This is a genomic window from Mesorhizobium sp. M0074, from assembly GCF_040322975.1.
In the GTDB taxonomy this organism is placed as follows: Bacteria; Pseudomonadota; Alphaproteobacteria; order Rhizobiales; family Rhizobiaceae; genus Mesorhizobium.
This window is the reverse complement of record NZ_JAMYUM010000006.1, coordinates 221,475-241,062: the sequence shown is the minus strand read 5'-3', so window position 1 is coordinate 241,062 and position 19,588 is coordinate 221,475. Positions and strand designations below refer to the sequence as shown.

At 63.1% G+C, this 19,588-nt stretch carries 22 protein-coding genes; 13 read left to right on the top strand and 9 right to left on the bottom strand.

Annotated elements, in window-relative coordinates; genetic code table 11:
• Nucleotides 1–2 precede the first annotated feature (2 nt).
• The 4 genes from NKJ73_RS11115 to NKJ73_RS11100 all read right to left on the bottom strand — a co-directional run bounded on the left by NKJ73_RS11115 (nucleotide 3) and on the right by NKJ73_RS11100 (nucleotide 3,142).
• Nucleotides 3–833 (bottom strand): alpha/beta fold hydrolase, encoded by an 831-nt coding sequence (locus tag NKJ73_RS11115; RefSeq protein ID WP_352569376.1) that lies wholly within the window; start codon nucleotides 831–833, stop codon nucleotides 3–5.
• Nucleotides 830–1,087: a YjiS-like domain-containing protein gene (locus NKJ73_RS11110; protein WP_352569375.1), complete on the bottom strand. Its 258-nt coding sequence runs from the start codon at nucleotides 1,085–1,087 to the stop codon at nucleotides 830–832. Before NKJ73_RS11110 ends, NKJ73_RS11115 begins: the two co-directional genes overlap by 4 nt.
• 124 nt (nucleotides 1,088–1,211) lie before the next feature.
• Nucleotides 1,212–2,498 carry an NAD(P)-binding domain-containing protein gene (locus tag NKJ73_RS11105; protein WP_352569373.1) on the bottom strand — a complete coding sequence of 429 codons (1,287 nt, stop codon included), beginning with the start codon at nucleotides 2,496–2,498 and terminating at the stop codon, nucleotides 1,212–1,214.
• 44 nt (nucleotides 2,499–2,542) lie between these two features.
• Nucleotides 2,543–3,142, bottom strand: a complete 600-nt coding sequence (locus NKJ73_RS11100) for an OsmC family protein (RefSeq protein WP_023674002.1) — start codon at nucleotides 3,140–3,142, stop codon at nucleotides 2,543–2,545.
• A 466-nt stretch (nucleotides 3,143–3,608) separates the two neighbouring features.
• On the opposite strand from NKJ73_RS11100, the gene NKJ73_RS11095 reads away from it, so the two are divergent.
• Complete coding sequence (locus NKJ73_RS11095; protein WP_352569372.1) at nucleotides 3,609–3,788, top strand: hypothetical protein; 180 nt, start codon at nucleotides 3,609–3,611, stop codon at nucleotides 3,786–3,788.
• A 26-nt stretch (nucleotides 3,789–3,814) separates the two neighbouring features.
• Here the strand turns inward: NKJ73_RS11095 and NKJ73_RS11090 are convergent, their stop codons facing one another.
• On the bottom strand, nucleotides 3,815–5,173 hold the full coding sequence (locus tag NKJ73_RS11090; RefSeq protein ID WP_352569371.1) for a trimethylamine monooxygenase: 1,359 nt from the start codon (nucleotides 5,171–5,173) through the stop codon (nucleotides 3,815–3,817).
• 259 nt (nucleotides 5,174–5,432) lie between these two features.
• Between NKJ73_RS11090 and NKJ73_RS11085 the strand changes: the two genes are divergently transcribed.
• The gene (locus NKJ73_RS11085) at nucleotides 5,433–6,152 is read left to right on the top strand and encodes a helix-turn-helix domain-containing protein (protein ID WP_352452528.1); all 720 of its coding nucleotides are present in this window, start codon (nucleotides 5,433–5,435) and stop codon (nucleotides 6,150–6,152) included.
• A gap of 367 nt (nucleotides 6,153–6,519) precedes the next feature.
• Here NKJ73_RS11085 and NKJ73_RS11080 read toward each other — a convergent pair whose 3' ends face one another.
• The 4 genes from NKJ73_RS11080 to NKJ73_RS11065 are packed head-to-tail and all read right to left on the bottom strand — an operon-like array spanning nucleotide 6,520 to nucleotide 10,276.
• Nucleotides 6,520–7,560, bottom strand: coding sequence for a heme-dependent oxidative N-demethylase family protein (locus NKJ73_RS11080; protein ID WP_352569370.1), 1,041 nt, complete (start codon nucleotides 7,558–7,560; stop codon nucleotides 6,520–6,522).
• A gap of 9 nt (nucleotides 7,561–7,569) precedes the next feature.
• On the bottom strand, nucleotides 7,570–8,535 hold the full coding sequence (locus tag NKJ73_RS11075) for a PDR/VanB family oxidoreductase (RefSeq protein ID WP_352569369.1): 966 nt from the start codon (nucleotides 8,533–8,535) through the stop codon (nucleotides 7,570–7,572).
• Nucleotides 8,532–9,128, bottom strand: coding sequence for a dimethylamine monooxygenase subunit DmmA family protein (locus NKJ73_RS11070; RefSeq protein WP_352569368.1), 597 nt, complete (start codon nucleotides 9,126–9,128; stop codon nucleotides 8,532–8,534). The genes NKJ73_RS11075 and NKJ73_RS11070 overlap by 4 nt, the downstream gene beginning before the upstream one ends.
• A gap of 14 nt (nucleotides 9,129–9,142) precedes the next feature.
• Complete coding sequence (locus NKJ73_RS11065) at nucleotides 9,143–10,276, bottom strand: aminomethyl transferase family protein (RefSeq protein WP_352569367.1); 1,134 nt, start codon at nucleotides 10,274–10,276, stop codon at nucleotides 9,143–9,145.
• Nucleotides 10,277–10,561: 285 nt separating this feature from the next.
• Between NKJ73_RS11065 and NKJ73_RS11060 the strand changes: the two genes are divergently transcribed.
• The 11 genes from NKJ73_RS11060 (at nucleotide 10,562) to NKJ73_RS11010 (ending at nucleotide 19,571) form a co-directional block, all read left to right on the top strand.
• Nucleotides 10,562–10,849 carry a hypothetical protein gene (locus NKJ73_RS11060; protein ID WP_023673993.1) on the top strand — a complete coding sequence of 96 codons (288 nt, stop codon included), beginning with the start codon at nucleotides 10,562–10,564 and terminating at the stop codon, nucleotides 10,847–10,849.
• Between the two features lie 11 nt (nucleotides 10,850–10,860).
• A complete protein-coding gene (locus NKJ73_RS11055) occupies nucleotides 10,861–11,238 on the top strand; it encodes a hypothetical protein (protein ID WP_352452523.1) in 378 nt (125 codons plus the stop codon).
• A gap of 16 nt (nucleotides 11,239–11,254) precedes the next feature.
• A complete protein-coding gene (locus tag NKJ73_RS11050; RefSeq protein WP_023673991.1) occupies nucleotides 11,255–11,416 on the top strand; it encodes a hypothetical protein in 162 nt (53 codons plus the stop codon).
• A 15-nt stretch (nucleotides 11,417–11,431) separates the two neighbouring features.
• Nucleotides 11,432–12,832, top strand: a complete 1,401-nt coding sequence (locus NKJ73_RS11045) for an APC family permease (protein WP_292653875.1) — start codon at nucleotides 11,432–11,434, stop codon at nucleotides 12,830–12,832.
• A 46-nt stretch (nucleotides 12,833–12,878) separates the two neighbouring features.
• A complete protein-coding gene (locus NKJ73_RS11040; RefSeq protein ID WP_352569366.1) occupies nucleotides 12,879–13,559 on the top strand; it encodes a hypothetical protein in 681 nt (226 codons plus the stop codon).
• Nucleotides 13,556–13,888 carry a hypothetical protein gene (locus NKJ73_RS11035; RefSeq protein ID WP_352569364.1) on the top strand — a complete coding sequence of 111 codons (333 nt, stop codon included), beginning with the start codon at nucleotides 13,556–13,558 and terminating at the stop codon, nucleotides 13,886–13,888. Before NKJ73_RS11040 ends, NKJ73_RS11035 begins: the two co-directional genes overlap by 4 nt.
• Nucleotides 13,889–13,972: 84 nt before the next feature.
• Nucleotides 13,973–14,866, top strand: coding sequence for a class II glutamine amidotransferase (locus tag NKJ73_RS11030; RefSeq protein WP_023673986.1), 894 nt, complete (start codon nucleotides 13,973–13,975; stop codon nucleotides 14,864–14,866).
• A 4-nt stretch (nucleotides 14,867–14,870) separates the two neighbouring features.
• Nucleotides 14,871–15,605, top strand: a complete 735-nt coding sequence (locus NKJ73_RS11025) for a GltB/FmdC/FwdC-like GXGXG domain-containing protein (protein WP_352453795.1) — start codon at nucleotides 14,871–14,873, stop codon at nucleotides 15,603–15,605.
• Between the two features lie 6 nt (nucleotides 15,606–15,611).
• Nucleotides 15,612–16,940 carry an FMN-binding glutamate synthase family protein gene (locus NKJ73_RS11020; protein ID WP_023673984.1) on the top strand — a complete coding sequence of 443 codons (1,329 nt, stop codon included), beginning with the start codon at nucleotides 15,612–15,614 and terminating at the stop codon, nucleotides 16,938–16,940.
• A gap of 33 nt (nucleotides 16,941–16,973) precedes the next feature.
• Nucleotides 16,974–18,281, top strand: a complete 1,308-nt coding sequence (gene glnT / locus NKJ73_RS11015) for a type III glutamate--ammonia ligase (protein ID WP_352569363.1) — start codon at nucleotides 16,974–16,976, stop codon at nucleotides 18,279–18,281.
• A gap of 36 nt (nucleotides 18,282–18,317) precedes the next feature.
• Complete coding sequence (locus NKJ73_RS11010) at nucleotides 18,318–19,571, top strand: sarcosine oxidase subunit beta family protein (protein WP_352569362.1); 1,254 nt, start codon at nucleotides 18,318–18,320, stop codon at nucleotides 19,569–19,571.
• Nucleotides 19,572–19,588 lie beyond the last annotated feature (17 nt).

Genomic DNA, 19,588 nt, shown 5'->3' with positions numbered 1-19,588 from the left:
GGTCACGCAGCTCGCGACCCCGCGGTGTCATGGAACGATATCTGCCGGACCAAACGATCCGCCACCACGTCTGCGTGGGTCAGCGGTCCCATATGTCCGGCGCCAGGAACAATCGCCCCGATTGCGGCCGGAACGCGGGAAACGAGTTCGCGGGCGATGGGCCGCGTCGGAGCTGGTGCAAATTCGCTGCGCAATACCAAGACCGGAAAGCCAAATCGGGCATATTCGCTTGCTGGCGTCGATTCATGGATCAATGCGTGGAAGTCCAGGCTGGCCTTCGGCAGAAACCGCACGAGTGCGGCCTGAAGTTCCGGCTTCATCGCGGCGAAGATGCCGGCCCCACCCCAGTAGTCGATGAAATGAGCTGTCGCGGTCAGGTAACTGCCGTTGATCAGGCCGTCATGGACGGTGCCTGCGATCGCCAAGACTTCGCCGAGCGCCTCGTGGCCCTCACAGTCCAGCTCGCGCAGCAGGTGAAAGGCAGACGGCTCATAAAGCGAGAGGCTGGCCGGCCGGTCTGGACGCACCGCTGCTATATGCAGGGCCAATCCACCACCATAGGAATGGCCAACAAGATGCACAGGCCCGTCATGGTGGTCGATCATCTCCAGGATACCGGCGGCTTCGTGGGTCAGATGGAAAGCGCCGGCACCAGTCCAGGTGCCGCCGCCCGGCGCCCCGATCAGATCGGGTGCGATGAGCCGGTAGCTGTCATCGAGCCGCTCCGCCAGGCTGCGCCATTGCCGTCCGCTGCCGCCTGAGCAGTGCAGGGCGATGACAAGCGGTGCCTGGCACGCCCTATGCGAGACGTGGGACGTCGATGCGGCAATCATCGAGCCCCGCCCTCCTCCGCCCTCAAAAAACGCGTGCGGCGGCTGGGATCACGCCCGGCAAACGAAATGATCCAGTTGATCTCGAAGCGGGTGATGCCGATGTCGCGCAAGATGTAGTCCGGCAACTCATAAAGCTGTCGACGGTCCCGTTGGATACGAATGAAACGCCAGACTGCGGCCAACATTGTTCCGCCAGCCCAGCGCAAACCTCGCGTTGTGGTGAGGCACAGGGATGGGTTCACCATTGCACTCATTTTGATTTTCTCCATGGTTGCGGGCGCTGACTACGGCGCCAGTGGAGCCCTTGTCGTTGTCCGCCGTGAGCGTCATCGTTGAAGGCAACGTCGATTTTTGCCGCGCCAGCGTTGTATTCGGCGGTCAGGCCGCGGCTCGGCGGGAGACGTCGAGAAACATTGCCAGGTGAGCCGCCAGCGCCTCCGCATCGCGGCCGACGCCGTCGAGGAAGCTGGAGCTTCGATGGCGCATGAAATTGAGGCCGAGCACATAGAGTCCCGGATACGCGCAGACGCCGCCATCGTTCAGGATTTCGCCCCGGGCGTCGAACACATCCAGCTTCAGCCATGGGTATTCCCGGCGATAGCCGGTGGCCCATATGATCGTCTCGATACCCTGGTCGATGAGGTCGATTTCGGTCGCCTCGGCGCTCAGGATCAGGCTCGGAATGGAACCGGGATCGATCGAGTAGAGGCCGTCTCCGGCGGCCGCGCGGTCGATATTGGCCAGCACGCGCCTCAGCCTGCGTTCCGCCGCCATGGTCGTGTCGGCGAGATCGCCGTTGAACCGAATGCGTGTATCGCAAGCGGCAGCCGCTCGACCGACAAGACGAACGCCTTGCTCCCGAAGACCGGCAAGGTCGAGCGTCCTGCGCTCGGGTGTGCCTATCAGCTGCAGGGAGGGCTGCCGCCGTGCCGCGGTGAGATCCGGAACTTCAGCGACAGGCTTGGCAAGCATTCCCAGCCGGTCGAGCCACCACAGGATGTCGTGCCCGCGGTAAAGCCTCGGTAGGCGTGTATGACTGCCGACCGACAGGGTCACCGGGCGCCCGGAGCGATTGATCTCCTCCGCAAGTTGTATGCCGGTCGCCGAGGCCCCGGCCACGAGAACGCCACCCTGGGGCAGTTGCTGAGGATTGCGATAGTCCCGCGGCACGATTTGCCTGATACGAGAGGAGATCTGCTTTGCGATTGGCGGAATGTATGGCCGGTCGCTGTATCCGGTCGCGACCACGATCGCACGCACGCTCCATTGGCCGCGATCGGTCAGCAGCCGGAAGCCTCCGTCGACCCTTTCGGTCGAAAGCACCTCCACACCGTCCTCCACCGGTGCGGTGATCGAGCACGCGTAATCCTCTAGGAACCCCACCGTCTCGGCCATTGTCATGAAGCCGTCGGGCTTGGCCCCGCGATAACCGCCGCCGGGCAGGCGCGTCATCCAGTTAGGCGTCAGCAGGCGGAGCGAATCCCACCGTTCGCTGCGCCAGCGCTCCGCGATCCGGCCGCGCTCCAGCACGACGTGGTAGACCCCGCGCTCGGACAGGCACCGGCTCATGGCTAAACCCGCCTGTCCGGCGCCGATAATGGCCACGTCTGTATGCTGCATGGAATCCGCGCCTTGTAAGCAGGGGCAACAGATCGCCGGCGCCATCCTTTTCAGGACGAGGCCGGCGATATTGCTCTTGCGGACCGAAGTCAGCCTTTCACGGCAACCGAGACCGGCACGCCGTTGGTCAGCACGTCGAACACCGCGGAACGGGCGCGCGACTGCATCACGATTTCCTCGAGCTTCTCAGCCGAAGCATCGCCCTTGATCTTGAAGGAGATACGGATGCCCTGGTAGCCGTTGCGGACTTCGTTGGAGATGCCGAGGATGCCGCGAAGGTCGATGTCGCCTTCGACGGTCGATTCCACCTCATGCAGCGTCACGCCGCGCGCGGCCGCGATGTTCGCGATGCCGGCGGTGAGGCAGGAAGCAAGCGCGTGGAGTAGGTATTCGACCGGCGTCGGGCCGTTGTCTTCGCCGCACAGGACCGCCGGATGATCGCTGTCGGCCTGGTATGCCGTCACATGCGGCTGCTCGGCGCCAGCGCCGAAGAAGTTGGCCATCGTGCTGCGGCTGTGCGTGCCGGTGATCCAGCGGCTCTTGGCCCGGAACTGGAACTTGGCAAGCTCCGGCTGGCCCGCGACGGCATTGATGGTGGCCAGAAGGGTGGGCGTATTGACGCCGTTCCTCGGCTCCCGCGACGCCTTCTTAACGGAAGCCTTTTCCATGACCATTGTATCGTCCTGCATGTCATTCACTCCTGGGTTCGGATGTTGCGCGACCGGGATCGCCCCGGACGGCTAAACCTCGGCCGGCAGCGTTTGACGTGCAGTGGGAACAACAGTGGGAAAACGAGAGGTTTTTTTGCGTCAACCAGTCGTGAACAGCGCCAGATCCGCAATCAGCGAAACGGCGGGCCTTCAAACGCTTTGCTTCCTCGCGCGGTGCGATCTCCCGTAAGCGCCGAGAACGCTTCGCAACCGAAACCACAGGAGATCAGACCATGTCTCGTTCATTTGGAAAGGATACCCGCCCGTCCTCAACCGACTGGGCTGTCATAGCTCGCGGGCCAAGCAAGGCCGAGGTGCTCGCCCATATCGCGAAGATTCACACATACGCGAGCACCCTAAATCGGCCCGGCCGCGAGAAAACCACATGAGGCTTGTTGCGGCGGGAGTGCCGATCGGCCCCCCGTCGACAACAGTTGTCGGGATAATGTTTTCGGTCGACGCCCAGCTGGCCGCACACGGCATCGCGGTCCATGCCGGAGCGAAGTTTTCGACGGGAAAAACGAACGCTGTCCGCGTCGCGACCAGCATTCTGGACGAGGAGCACCTCGAGCACGTCGCAAATTCCCTGGCGCTGGCAGCCGACCCGGCGCGGGAAATTGTCTGAGGCAAGTCAATCGCCGTTCGGACTGCCTACTCCGCCGCGACGCCCTTCACCTCGAGATAGCTCTCCATTGAATCGTCCATCGCCTGCAGCCAGGGCGTATGGTGCAGCGGCGCCATCGTGCCGGTCATCAGCGAGCGATAGGAATGGTCACGGAAGCCCATAATGTCTTGCGCCTTGTGGTGCTCCCACTCCATGAAGGTCTGATTGACAGCCTCGACATCGAAGCCCGGATAATCGGTCTGCTCCATCAGCTCCCCGGTGTAGTCGCCCTGGAACCAGATCATCTGCTCGGCGTCTTCAAGTGTTTCTTCACGTGCCCGCCATTTCCGGCCGTGCTCGGCCATCGCTTCGGCCGATGGCAGCTTGATGCGGCCCATGATGACGTCGCGGGCGAACCAGGCCTGCGCGTCGAACATGTTGAAGGTGTAGAACTGGTCCTGCATGCCGATATAGGACAGCTTCGGGTTTTTCTCCCAGACGACGCCCTCGTAGAGCCCGTCCGGCCACATACGGTTGGCGGTCTTCAGCTTCAAATCCTCGGTGAGGAACGGGAAGGAATGGAGGTAGCCGGTGCACAGGATGATGGCGTCGACGTCTTTGGTGCTGCCGTCCTTGAAATGCGCCGTCTTGCCGACGACCCTCTGCAGCAGCGGCACTTCCTTCCAGTTCTCCGGCCATTTGAAGCCCATCGGCTTCGAGCGGTAGCTGGAGGTGATCGATCTGGCGCCGTATTTGTAGCATTGCGAGCCGATGTCCTCGGCCGAATAGGAACGGCCGATGATCAAAATGTCCTTGCCCTTGAATTCCATCGCGTCGCGGAAATCGTGGCTGTGCAGGATACGGCCGTTGAAGGTCGAAAAGCCCTCGAAATAGGGAACGTTGGGCACGGAGAAATGCCCCGAAGCGACGACGACATTGTCGAACTCTTCCGAATAGGTGACGTCGCTGGTGCGGTCATGCGCGGTGACGGTGAATTTTTTTGTTGTTTCGGAGAAGGTGACCATGCGCACCGGGCTGTTGAAGCGCACCCATTGGCGCACGCCGGATTTTTCGACGCGGCCCTTGATGTAGTCCCACAGCACGGCGCGTGGCGGATAGGAGCCGATCGGCCGGCCGAAATGCTCCTCGAAGGTATAGTCGGCGAATTCGAGGCATTCCTTCGGCCCGTTCGACCAGAGATAGCGGTACATCGAGCCGTGCACCGGATCGCCGTGCTCGTCGAGGCCGGTGCGCCAGGTGTAGTTCCACAGGCCGCCCCAGTCGGACTGCTTTTCGAAGCAGACGATCTCGGGAATATCGGCGCCCTTGTCGGCGGCCGACTTGAAGGCCCTGAGCTGGGCCATGCCGGACGGCCCGGCTCCGATGACGGCAACACGATCTTTCATTGCGGGCCTCCCGATCTCATTTCCCTAACGAAACAAATTTCACTGACAGGACAGTAATTGCCCCTTCGATGCTGTCAACAGGGCTTGTCGCGAAACCGCGCTTCGCCCAGCTGGATTTCCAAGCGACGCAGTAGCTCGGGCGAAATCCGGACATTGCGCAATTCGACACGGGTGGCTTGCCGTGGCAGTTGCGCTTCTGTATCGGCACCGAATATGTTCACCGTGAGTGAAATGAATCGGCAAGGTCCGGGGTGGCAACATGGCGAAAAAAGCATCCAGTCTAAAGCCCGCTGCGGCCGTCGTCGCCGCCAAAGCCAAGCCGTCGGTCGCTGCAATCGATCCGCGCAAGATACGCGCGCCGCTCACCCAGAACCCGCACGCCATTCGCGACACCCGCGAAAAAGTGCTGGAGGTCGCGATCGGCCGCGAGGTGCGGGCATTCCGCAAGAAGCTCGGCATCACCGTCGCCGATCTGGCTGCCGCCACCGACATTTCGCTTGGCATGCTGTCGAAGATCGAGAACGGCATCACCTCGCCGTCGCTGACCACGTTGCAGGCGCTGTCGCGGGCACTCGGCGTTCCCGTCACCGCATTCTTCCGCCGCTTCGAGGAAGAGCGCAGTGCCGTCTTCGTCAAGGCCGGCGAAGGCCTCGACGTCGAACGCCGTGGCACGCGCGCCGGCCACCAGTACAATCTGCTCGGCCATATCGGCTCCAACACCAGCGGCGTCGTCGTGGAACCCTATCTGATCACGCTGACCGAGGATTCCGACGTGTTCCCGACCTTCCAGCACGAAGGCATGGAATTCCTCTATATGCTCGAGGGCGAGGTGGTTTACCGGCACGGCAGCAATCTCTACCCGATGAAGCCCGGTGACAGCCTGTTCTTCGACGCCGATGCGCCGCACGGACCGGAAGTGCTGAGCGTTCTGCCGATGCGCTATCTGTCGATCATCTGCTACCCGCAAAGCGCGGGGTGAGAGTTCGATCTCCCCCTCGTGGGACCTCGTGGGGGGAGATCGGCAGCTTCGCCGACGACGCCTCTTTTGCAGCGTTGGCGATTGGCGAAAGCCGAAGTGAAATCCAATCTCCCCCCTTGAGGGGGAGATGTCCGGCAGGACAGAGGGGGGCGAACCGCGATGTCATTCGCGATATCGATAATGTCTGCCAGCATATCGTGATTGTGGCTGGGCTGGCTGGCGCGTCGTGATCTTCGCCGAAGCGGTGGAGTGGGCATTATGGGAAGGCCGGCGCTCTACGGCGCCCCCCTCTGCCCTGCCGGGCATCTCCCCCTCTTGGGGGGAGATTGGCAGCTTGACGGGCAGCGCGAACCTCGCAAACAGAACCTCAATCCGGCCCAAACCCCGGCGACGTCGCACTCCCGTCATCCAGCTTCGACAGCCATTCGACCAGCGTCGCGCGGTAGCGCGTCAGGCCCTTGTAGGCGGCGAGTTCGTCGGGAAGGTCGCGCATGACGCGGTGCAGCCGCCTTGCCCATTTCGGCTGCGTCACCAGCTCGTCCATCTTGATCAGGTAGCAGCGGATCGGGAAGACGATCGCATTCGAGCGCGGCAGCCGCCAGAAGCTCTGCAGCTCGACGCGCAGATGCACTTTTTCGCCGACATTTTCCGGCGTCACCGTGGCGCGGTCCGGACCCCACTTGTGGTAATTTTCCGGGCTGGTATCGAGGCGCGGATTGATGGTCATCGTCCAGTTCAGCCGGCGCGCCGGCTTGCCCTGCTGGATGTTGGTGAGGAACTTCAGCGCCCGGACGAATATCCCCTTCTCGTGCGCCAGCGGTACCGGCGCGTGCCACTCGAAGAAGTTCATGCCGATGTCGAAATCGAGCGACCAGTCGGCCTGGGTGGTGACCATGCCGGCGTCCATCCACAGATTGCCGTCGCGCTGGTCGAGGATGCAGAAATCGCCCTGGCTCTGGCGGGTGATGTATTCCATCGGCCCATAGGGCAGCGTCGAAACGTCGCCGAAGGTGAAACTGTCGTCGATGCCGAGCGGCCGGTTGATCCAGCGCCAGCGGTCGCCGTCGCGGATCAGCGTGAAATGCTCGGGATAGCCCAGCGCCTGCTGCTCCATCAGCAGTTCGAGCAGGTCCCAGCCGGCCAGCGTCATGTGCGGCAGCGACTGGCAGCGCAGCGGGTCTTCGGCCAGCACCAGCGCGCGGTCCTGCATCTCGGCGACATAGTGCTCGTCGACGTCGATCAGGTTCTCCAGCACGCTGCCCTTCGGCCCGACGACATGCGGCTCGATGTTGACCGCATACATGTAGCTGTCTTCATGGAACGGGAACGGGAACCGCCTGATGTGCTCGGGGCTGTTCCTGAAGGTGAAGTCGTCGCGGAAGGTTTCCTTGCGAAAGGTGATGCCCAAGCTCGCCTCCTATCTTTCCAGCACCAGCGACCTGCCCTCGAAGCGCGAGACGCAGGGCATGATCTTGCAGCCCGAACGGTGGTCTTCCTCGCTCAGCCAGTGGTCGTTGTGGATGAATTTGCCGTCATGCGAGATGACGTTGGTCTCGCACTGGCCGCAGACGCCGCCGCGGCAAAGATAGGGCGGATCGACGCCGGCCGCCTCGATCGCCTCGAGCAGGCTCTGCTGCTCGTCGACGCGGATGGTCTTGCCGCTGAGCGCCAGCGTCACGTCGAAGGGCGCGCCGGGCTGCGGTGCCGCGAAATGCTCGAAATGCACGGTCTCGGCAGGCCAGCCTAAGGCAGCCGCGCGATCGCGCACCCAGTCGATCATGCCGGACGGGCCGCAGACATAGAGATGCGTGCCGAGCGGCTGCGAAGACAGCAGCCGGTCGAGATCGACGCGCTCGTCGCGGTCGTCGTGATAGAGCCTGACCCGGCGATCGTAGCGCTCTCTCAGCAGGTCGGCATAGGTGCCGAGCGAGGCGGTGCGGCAGGTGTAATGCAATTCGAAATTGCCGCCTTCCGCCGCCAGCTGCGCGGTCTGCGCCATGAACGGGGTGATGCCGATGCCGCCGGCCAGCATCAGATGCTTCCTGGCGCGCAGATCGAGCGAGAACAGGTTGACGGGATAGCTGACCACCATCTCCGTGCCCGGCCTGACCTGCCTGTGCATGAAAAGCGAGCCGCCGCGACCGGCGTCGTCGCGGCGCACCGAGATGGTGTATTCGCGGGTGTCGAGCGGCGAGCCCATCAGCGAATAGGGATTGAGCCTGGTGCGTTCGCCATCGCGCATCTCGACGACGACATGCGCGCCGCCGGAAAAGGTCGGCAAAAGCTCGCCGTCGCGCCGGCGGAAATGAAAGCGCGTCACCAGCTCGTTGACCGGGACGACATCGCTGACGACGACATCGAGTTTGGTGGTGCCGGTGCTCATCGAAAGACCTCCTCGATCGGAGGAATTTCGCTGCGGTCCTCGGCGTTGATGCAGACGCCCTGGAAGGCGGCGAGGCGCCGCGAATAGTGATCGCGCACCAGAAGCAAGAGGCCGCAATGCGAACAGGTTGCCGGCTGCGTCGTCACGTTCTCGGTGATGCCCTTGCAATGGACGCACTGCATGCGGCGCGCCAGCGAGCCGCGATGCTCGGTCTGAACCGAGGTGTGGTCGATGCCGGCTTCGAGCGCCGCCTGCATGGCCTGGCCGATCAGCCCCTCGGTGCCGGCAAGGTAGAGCCTGAGGCCCATATGGGCGTTGGCCAGCGTCTGCTTCAGCCGCGGCAGGGCACTGGTGAAGGAATGGCCGAGGTAGAATTGTGCCGGCTTCAGGGCTTCGAGCGCATCGGCGTATTTGCCGTCGCGGCCGGGAATGAAGATGATGTGGGCGCCGCCGAAGAAATCCGCCGGTGCCTTGGCGGCCAGATCGGCAATGGCCAGCGCTCCTTCTGCATCCGCTATGAAAAGATGATGCTTGCCGGGCTGCGGAGACAGGGTCCCATAGACCGGCCGGCTGATGATGCTTTTCGCTGCCATACCCGCAGTATGCCTCAGCCTTTCGCCGTGCGCTTGGTCTTCTTCGGATCGTTGAAAGGAAGCGGCTCGGCGGTTGCGCTGATGGCGCCGCTCTTGTTGCGGATCTCGAGCCTTGTGCCCTGTACGGCGCAGTCGGCGTCGAGCCGGGCGATGCCCATCGATTTTTTGACCAGCGGCGAATACATGGCGCAGGTCACCACGCCGACCTTTTTGCCGTCGCGATAGACCGGTGCGCCCTCGTCGGCCGGCTCCTTGCCTTCGAGCAGCACGCCGAAGATCTTGAAGCGCTCCTTGCCCTTGAGGCGATAATGCTCCTCGGCACCGCGAAAGCCCGTCTTGCCGGGGCTGACGGTGAAGTCGAGACCAAGCTCCCACAGCGTGTCGCCCGGGCCTTCGTTCTCAAACGGGTATTTCTGCGAATTGTCGTAGGGGTAAAACAGCAGGTAGCTCTCGACGCGCAGCATGTCGAGCGTGGTGAAGCGGCACGGGATGATGCCGGCGCTCTTGCCCTCGTCGAGGATCCTGTCCCAGATCGTTCCGGCGTCCTGGCCACGGCAGAAGATCTCGTAGCCGCGCTCGCCGGTGTAGCCGGTGCGCGAGATCATCACCGGAAAGCCGAACAACTGCGTCTGCATGTGGTGGAAATAGTTGAGGTCGCGAATGCCGGGCACATGCTTTGCCAGATAATCCACGGCTAGCGGCCCCTGCAGCGAAAGGTCGTGCAGATTGTCATCGAAGCGCAGCGACACGTCACGACCGACCGAAGCGCGCTGCAGCTCTTCATGGCCGGTGCCCGAGCCATGCACGACCATCCAGGAATTCGGGCCGGTGCGGTAGAGGATGCAGTCGTCGGTGAACTTGCCGGCCTCGTTGAGCATGCAGGCATAGGCCGACTTGCCGGGATAGATCTTTTCGACGTCGCGCGTCGTCGCCAGATCGATCAGGTGCGAGGCGTGCGGCCCGGTGATGTGGACCTTCTTCAAGCCGGACACGTCCATCAGGCCGGCCTTGGTGCGGATGGCGATATACTCTTCGTCGGCGTCCTTGTCGTAGGTCCAGGCGGTGCCCATGCCGCTCCAGTCCTCGAGCTTCGAGCCGAGCGCGCGATGGCGGTCCGCAAGCGTCGAAAATCTCCAGGATGCCGTCATCCGCTGTCCTCCGTTCGAAAGAAACTTTTTTGCTTTCCCCTGCTCCCTGCACACAGGCGGGAGCGTTGCCTTGAATATTGACCGCAAACGCCGGGAGCCTGCAATACCCGTAAGCAAATAATTTCATTGTCAGGCAAATCCGGCGAGCCCAAACAAACGGTTAACGTCGCGTAAAATCGTCTTGACAATTCCAGAATTCGGCCGGATTTTATGAAAAAAATTTCACTCTCTTGAAAGAGGGCAATGACCGGCCAATCCGGACCGGCGTTGAAAAGGGGAAAGCCGATGTCCGACCTGCAACAGCGCGTGGAAGCGTTGTACCGTTCCGACGTGCGTGGATCCATGCTCCTGATCGTCTGCCTGTGGGCGACGATCCTCTTTGTCCTGTTCATGACATGGCCATACGTCCCCGACGCCGGCATCAAGCTCGTCGTCGCGGTCGCCGCCGCCGCCGTGCTGATCTTCAACACGGCGGCGATCCTGGCGATGGTCAACCACTACAAGGAAGACAAGGACTTCATCTACGGCCTCGACATCAAGAATGCCGACGCCTACCGCAACCGCAAGTCCTGAGGGGGAGACGCATGGCCCGCTATACACCGCCCGAACAGAGCAAGGCCGGACAGGTTTTCGATATCGCCGTCGTCGTGGTCGCGATTTTCGTCGCGCTGTGGCTGCCGCTGAAACTAGGGCTGGCAGGGGCGGCAAAATCCATCGACGCGCTCGACGCCAAGACGTGGGAAGCGCTCGGACAAAACCCGACCATGGCCTCGATCTGGGAAAAGCTCGGCTACACGCCGGAAACCGCGCACGACGTCATCCAGAACCGGTTCCACTACATCATCGACTGGCCGACGCTGATCATCATGGCGGCGGTGCTGATCGGCTATTTCATCTTTCTGTTCCGCGCATCGGACCGCGAATACCGCGACGTCATCGACGAAAAGTTCGGCGACAAATAGATAGGGAAGCATCGTCATGTGGGTGGCACTCTCTTACGCATGCTGGGGCATCTCGATCGTGCTCGCGCTGTGGATGCTCTACGACTGGTTCAAGATCGACACGACCTATTCCGAAGAGATGCTGACCTCGTCCAGGGAAGGCGAACTTGAAGCCGTGTCCGAAAAACACCGGATCTGAGTGGGGGATTGAACGATGACGATCACGGCTGAACCAGCGGTGCAAGTGCAAGGCGACAGGGTTTCACTGCTCAGGGTGCTCGGCCCCGCCCATGTCTGGGCGCTCGGTGTCGGCATCGTTCTGGTCGGCGAATTCACCGGCTGGAATTTCGCGGCGGACAAGGGCGGCGCGCTGGCGGCGCTGATCGTCTGCTGGATCGTCGGGCTGCTCTACACGTCGGTCGCGATGATCGATTCCGAAGTTACCTCGACGGTTGCCGCCGCCGGCGGCCAATATGCCCAGGCCAAGCACATTGTCGGGCCGCTGATGGCCTTCAACGTCGCGCTGTTCCTGGTCTTTGCCTATACCATGCTCGAAGTGTCGGACGCGATCCTGCTCGGCGACACCATCGTCGCCAAGGCCGGCGTCGAGGGCCTCAACCACAATTCCTTCATCGCCGCGACAATCGTCGTGCTGGCATGGCTGAACTATCGCGGCGTGCTGATGACGCTCAACGTCAATTTCGTCATCACCGCGATAGCCTATGTCTCGATCGTCATCCTGTTCTTCTCGGTCAGCCCGTGGACGCAAGGCGCCGTGCTCAAGCTGAACGAGTTGGTGACCCCGGGCAACGCCCTGCCCTATGGCTGGATCGGCGTCATCGCCGCCTTCCAGTTCGGCATCTGGTACTATCTCGGCATCGAGGGCACCACGCAGGCCGCCGAGGAAGTGCGCTCGCCGGCGCGCTCGCTGCCCTACGGCACGATGGCCGGCATGATCACGCTTCTGATCGCCGCCGCCATGACCTGGTATGTCTGCGCCTCGCTGATGCCCTGGGAATATCTCGGCATCACCTATTATCCGCTGTGGGACGCGGGCAAACTGACCGGCAGTGCGCTGCTGGAAAACCTGTTGTTCATCGCGACGCTGCTTGCCGCGCTCGCCTCCGCCAATGGCTGCATCAACGACGCCGCGCGCGCCTGGTTTTCGCTCGGCCGCGACCGCTATCTGCCGACCTGGTTCTCGGCGGTGCATCCGAAATACCGCACGCCCTATCGCTCGATCCTGTTTCTGCTGCCGATCGCGCTCGCCTTCGCCTTCATCGCCGACCTCAACCAGGCGATCACCTTCTCGATCCTGTCGGGCGTGCTGCAATATACCTTCATGAGCATCAACATCATCATGTTCAGGAAAAAGTGGCCGCTCGGCTCGATCCGCCGCGGCTACACCCATCCGTTCCATCCGCTGCCGGCGATCGTCTTGTTCTGCCTTTGCGTCGTCACCTTCTTTGCGATCTTCCTCGGCTTCGGCTCGCAGCTGATCGCCATGGTCGCCTTCTACTTCCTGATCTCGCTGTGGTTCCACTTCTACCGCTACAAATTCGTGCGCCGTGGTGCCCAGTTCACCATGCCGTGGCCGAAGCCGCAGGGCTACTGACGGCGCGCCCGGTCTGGGCGGGCATTTGCGTGACGAGGTGCGTTAGGTGATCTCAGCATTGCTCGCCGGGGCGGTTGCCCTGGCTCTCGTCCTCCATATAGCCTGGCTTGCGCGGGCCAGCCGCGCCAAGGCTTCGACCGGTCTTGCCGCCGACGAAGCCGGCGTCCGCGCCGTCATCCCCGACGTGGCCAACATCTCGGACGGCACTGCCGGCGTCGTTACCTTCGCCGGCTCGTGGAACGGCCGGCGGGTGCAGGTGCGGACCATCGTCGACACGCTGGCGATCAGGAAGCTGCCGGCGCGCTGGCTGAGCGTTTCGATCACCGAAAAGGTCGCGATACCAGGCACTTTCGATATGATGATGCGGCCGGGATCGCCGACGACTTTTTCCAATTTCGATCATCTCGTCCATCCGCTGCCGAAGGCGGCGGGGTTTCCGGCCGAGGCGGTGCTGCGGAGCGACCGCAAGGGCGTGCGCTTCCCCGAAGCCATCATCGCCGGCCACCTCGATATCTTTGCCGAGGAGCGCACCAAGGAATTGCTGATCACGCCGAACGGCGTGCGCATCGTCTGGCTTCTGGCCGAGGCCGAGCGCGCGCGTTACGGCGTATTCCGGCAAGCCGAATTCGGCACGGTCAGGCTCGATCCGGTGCTGATCGAGAGGCTGCTGTCGTCGGCTTCGGCGCTGCGCGATGCCATCAATCAAAGCGAACGGCAAGCGGCATGACCAGCCAGATCACCACCTCCCCCGCACCACCGAGCCCCTATCTGGTTCTGGGCGCTGCGATCGTCTTGCCGGCGAGCGGGCATGTCGTGCTCGGCGTGCCGGTGCGCGGCCTGCGATTTCTGTTCTTCATGGTGATCCTCGCCTGGGTCACCGCCAAGATCGCGCCGCCCGATGCCAGCTTCGTCGGCCGCCATGCCGGCGGCTTCCTGATCTATGCCCTATCGATCCTGGATGCCTACAAGATCGCCCGCATCCGCTATGCCAAATGGGCTCACAATGGCGGCCAGCGCGGCGATAGTGCGGCCGGCGGCGCCTCAGCCGAAATATAACGACAGGAAAATTTTTTTCATACCAATTGAATTCTCGGGACTCATTCGATACATCTCGGAGGGAACGAACTCGCGGAGGCTGACATGTGCGGAATCGTCGGACTGTTTTTGAAGGACAAGTCGCTCGAGCCCCAGCTTGGCGCGATGCTGTCGGAGATGCTGATCTCGCTCAGCGATCGCGGTCCCGACAGCGCCGGCATCGCCATCTATGGCGCGCCCTCCAGTGAAGCCAAGATCACCATCCAGTCGGCCAAGCCGGAGCGCGATTTCCGCGGCCTCGACGCCGAACTCGCCAAGGCAATCGGCGCGCCGGTGAGCATTGCTGCGAAGTCGACGCATGCGGTGGTCCGGACGACGCCTGCCAAGATCGACGAAGCGCGCGAGGCGATCCAGACGCTGCGCCCCGACATCCGCATCATGGGCGCCGGCGACGTCGTCGAAATCTACAAGGAAGTCGGCTTGCCGGAAGCGGTCGTCGACCGTTTCGGCGTCCGCGAGATGACCGGCACCCACGGCATCGGCCATACCCGCATGGCGACCGAATCGGCGGTGACGACGATGGGCGCGCATCCGTTCTCGACCGGCGCCGACCAGTGCCTGGTGCATAATGGCTCGCTGTCCAACCACAACAATGTCCGCCGCGAGCTGATCCGCGAAGGCATGACATTCGAGACCGAGAACGACACCGAGGTCGCTGCCGCCTATCTCTCCTCGCAGATGGCGCATGGCAAGAATCTGGGCGAGGCGCTGGAAGGCACGCTGAGCGATCTCGACGGGTTTTTCACCTTCGTCGTCGGCACCAAGAACGGCTTCGGCGTGGTGCGCGACCCGATCGCCTGCAAGCCCGCAGTAATGGCCGAAACCGACCAGTATGTCGCCTTCGGCTCAGAATATCGTGCGCTCACCAAACTGCCCGGCATAGACAATGCGAAGGTCTGGGAACCCGAGCCCGCAACCGTCTATTTCTGGGAGCATTGAACCAATGCCGGCAATTAACCTCTCCAAGGCGGCTCGCGAGCCGGGCCATGCGTCACGGGTCTTCGATCTGGCCGAAATGTCGCTGCGCGAGCTCAACCAGGCGCTGCACGATCTGGCGCCCGGTTCGAACGAGACCGCCTGGGAGGTGCTCCACCCGCGAGGCAGCCATTCGGTCGCCGTCGGCGTCGACCAGCCGGTCGCCATCGATGTGCGCGGCAGCGTCGGCTATTATTGCGGCGGCATGAACGACGGCGGCACCATCACCGTGCATGGCTCGGCCGGGCCCGGCGTCGGCGAGAACATGATGTCCGGCCAGATCGTCGTCAAAGGCGATGCCAGCCAGTATGCCGGCGCCACCGGCCGGGGCGGGTTGCTCGTTATCGAAGGCAACGCGTCGTCGCGCTGCGGCATCTCGATGAAGGGCATCGACATCGTCGTCCATGGCAATATCGGCCACATGTCGGCCTTCATGGCGCAGTCCGGCAACCTCGTGGTGCTGGGCGACGCCGGCGATGCGCTCGGCGATTCCATCTACGAGGCGCGGCTTTTCGTGCGCGGCAAGGTCGAAAGCCTCGGCGCCGACTGCATCGCCAAGGAGATGCGGCCCGAGCATCTCGAATTGCTGCAAGGCTTGCTCGACCGCGCCGGTGTGACCGGCGTCAAGGCGGCGGAGTTCAAGCGTTATGGCTCGGCTCGTACCCTCTACAATTTCAATATCGACAACGCCGACGCGTATTGAGGCTCAATGACCTATCGCAACCCGCCGACGACGCCGCGCAAATCCGCGACCTTCGACGACTACACGCTTTCCGAGATCCGCCGCGCCGCGGCGACCGGCATCTATGATATCAGGGGCGCCGGCGCCAAGCGCAAGCTGCCGCATTTCGATGACCTTCTGTTCCTTGGTGCCTCGATCTCGCGCTACCCGCTCGAAGGCTATCGCGAGCGCTGCGACACCAGCGTCGTGCTCGGGTCGCGCTATGCGAAGAAACCGATCGAATTGAAAATCCCGATCACCATTGCCGGCATGAGCTTCGGCTCGCTGTCCGGGCCGGCCAAGGAAGCGCTTGGCCGCGGCGCGACGCTGTCCGGCACCTCGACGACCACCGGCGACGGCGGCATGACCGAGGAAGAGCGCGGCCATTCGAAGACGCTGGTCTACCAGTATCTGCCGTCGCGCTACGGCATGAACCCGCGCGATCTGCGCCGTGCCGACGCGATCGAGGTGGTCGTCGGCCAGGGCGCCAAACCCGGCGGCGGCGGCATGCTGCTCGGCCAGAAGATCTCCGACCGCGTCGCCGAAATGCGCACGCTGCCGAAAGGCATCGACCAGCGCTCGGCCTCGCGCCACCCCGACTGGACCGGGCCGGACGACCTCGAGATCAAGATCCTCGAACTGCGCGAGATCACCGACTGGGAAAAGCCGATCTACGTCAAGGTCGGCGGCGCGCGGCCGTATTACGACACCGCGCTTGCGGTGAAATCGGGCGCCGATGTCGTCGTCGTCGACGGCATGCAGGGCGGCACGGCGGCGACCCAGGAAGTGTTCATTGAAAATGTCGGCCAGCCGACGCTTGCCTGCATCAGGCCGGCCGTGCAGGCGCTGCAGGATCTCGGCATGCACCGCAAGGTGCAGCTGATCGTCTCCGGCGGCATACGCAACGGCGCCGACGTCGCCAAGGCGCTGGCGCTCGGCGTCGACGCGGTGTCGATCGGCACGGCAGCGCTTGTCGCGCTCGGCGACAACGACCCGCGCTGGGAAGCGGAATACAACGAGCTCGGCACCACCGCCGGCGCCTATGACGACTGGCATGAGGGTCGCGACCCGGCCGGCATCACCACGCAGGATCCCGAGCTAATGAAACGGGTCGATCCGATTGCGGCCGGCCGACGGCTGGCGAATTATCTTAAGGTGATGACACTTGAGGCTCAGACAATCGCCCGCGCCTGCGGCAAGAACAGCCTGCACAATCTCGAGCCCGAGGATCTTGTGGCCTTGACGATCGAAGCCGCCGCCATGGCCGGCGTGCCGCTGGCCGGCACCAACTGGATACCGGGCAAGAACGGCTTCTAAGACAAACCAAATGCCAGTAAGCGAGGAACTATAATGGGGAACGATCTCGCCGCCTTCGCCAAGGAGAAGGGCGTCAAATATTTCATGATATCCTACACCGACCTGTTCGGTGGGCAACGCGCCAAGCTGGTGCCGGCGCAGGCGATCGCCGACATGCAGCGCGACGGTGCCGGCTTTGCCGGCTTTGCCACCTGGCTCGACCTGACGCCGGCGCATCCCGACATGCTGGCGGTGCCGGATCCGGCCTCGGTGATCCAGTTGCCTTGGAAGCCGGAAGTCGCCTGGGTCGCCGCCAACTGCATCATGGACGACAAATCGGTCGAGCAGGCGCCGCGCAACACGCTGAAGCGGTTGATCGCGGAGGCCGCTGGCGACGGCATGCACATCAAGACCGGCGTCGAGGCCGAATTCTTCCTGATCTCGCCGGATGGCAAGACGATTTCCGACGAATATGACACGGCGTCGAAGCCCTGCTACGACCAGCAGGCGGTGATGCGCCGCTACGATGTGATCGCCGAGATCTGCGACCACATGCTGGCGCTCGGCTGGGGCGCCTACCAGAACGACCACGAGGACGCCAACGGCCAGTTCGAGATGAACTGGGCCTTCGACGATGCGCTGGCGACCGCCGACAAGCATTCCTTCTTCAAATTTATGGTGAAATCGGTCGCCGAAAAGCACGGCCTGCGCGCAACCTTCATGCCTAAACCCTTCCAGGGCCTGACCGGCAATGGCTGCCATGCGCATATCTCGGTGTGGGACAAAGACGGCAAGACCAATGTCTTTGCCGATGATGCGATGGAGCTCGGCCTGTCGGCCAAGGGCAGGAATTTCCTCGGCGGCATCATGAAACATGCGTCCGCGCTTGCCGCCATCACCAACCCGACAGTCAATTCCTACAAGCGCATCAACGCACCGCGCACCATCTCCGGCGCCACCTGGGCGCCGAACACGGTGACCTGGACCGGCAACAACCGCACCCACATGGTGCGCGTGCCTGGGCCAGGCCGCTTCGAGCTGCGCCTGCCGGACGGCGCGGCAAATCCCTATCTGCTGCAGGCCGTCATCATCGCCGCCGGCCTTGACGGCGTCCGCTCGAAGGCCGACCCCGGCCGGCGCTACGACATCGACATGTACCAGTTCGGCCATACGGTCGAAGGGGCGCCGAAGCTGCCGCTCAACCTGCTCGACGCATTGCGCGAGTTCGACAACGACAAATCGCTCAAGGCGGCGCTGGGTGAGGAATTCTCGTCGGCCTATCTAAAGCTCAAGCAGCAGGAATGGAATTCCTATGCTTCCCACTTCACCCAGTGGGAGCGCGACCACACGCTCGACATCTGATCCGGAATTGTTGCACGCCCGGCGCGAAACAGGTTCATGAAATACTCGATCTTCTCCCTCGCCCGGGCGGCATTTTCCGGCCATAAGAACTGGCAGCGCACCTGGCGCGACGCCAGCCCAAAGAGCCACTACGACGTGGTGATCATCGGCGGCGGCGGCCATGGCCTGGCGACGGCATGGTTCCTCGCCAGCGAATACGGCATCAGGAATGTCGCCGTGCTGGAAAAGGGCTGGATCGGCTCCGGCAATGCCGGCCGCAACACCACCATCATCCGCTCCAATTACGGGCTGCCCGGCAATACCGGCTTCTACGAGCTGTCGATGAAGCTGTGGGAGCGGATGGAGCAGGACCTCAACTACAACACCATGGTCAGCCAGCGCGGCGTCATCAATCTCTACCATTCCGACGCGCAGCGCGACGCCTATGCGCGGCGCGGCAACACCATGCGCATCAACGGCATCGATGCCGAACTGCTCGATCTGACGGCGGTCAGGAAGATGATGCCGTTCCTGAACTTCGACAACGCACGTTTCCCGGTGCAGGGCGGGCTTTTGCAGCGGCGCGGCGGCACGGCGCGCCACGACGCCGTGGTCTGGGGCTATGCGCATGCGGCGAGCGCGCTCGGGGTCGACATCATCCAGAACTGCGAGGTGACCGGTTTTGTCCGCGATGGCAGCGGCAAGGTGACCGGCGTCGAGACGAGCCGCGGCAGGATCGGCGCGGCCAAGGTCGGCATGGCGGTCGCCGGCTCCTCGTCGCGCGTCGCGGCGATGGCCGGCATGCGGCTGCCGATCGAAAGCCATGTGCTGCAGGCCTTCGTCTCCGAGGCGATCAAGCCGCTAATCCCCAATGTCATGACGTTCGGCGCCGGGCATTTCTACGTCAGCCAGTCCGACAAGGGCGGCCTGGTCTTCGGCGGCGATATAGACGGCTACAATTCCTACGCCCAGCGCGGCAATCTGCCTGTCATGGAAGACGTCTGCGAAGGCGGCATGGCGCTGATGCCGATGATCGGCCGGATACGGCTGCTGCGTCAGTGGGGCGGCATCATGGACATGTCGATGGACGGCTCGCCGATCATCGACAAAACACCGGTCGACGGGCTCTATCTCAACGCCGGCTGGTGCTATGGCGGCTTCAAGGCGACGCCCGGCTCCGGCCTGGTCTTTGCTCATCTTCTGGCGCGCGACGAGCCGCACAAGGAGGCTGCCCGCTTTCGTCTCGACCGCTTCCGGCGAGGTGCGATGATCGACGAAAAGGGCCAAGGCGCCCAACCGAACCTGCATTGAAGGCTGGCTGAAGAAGC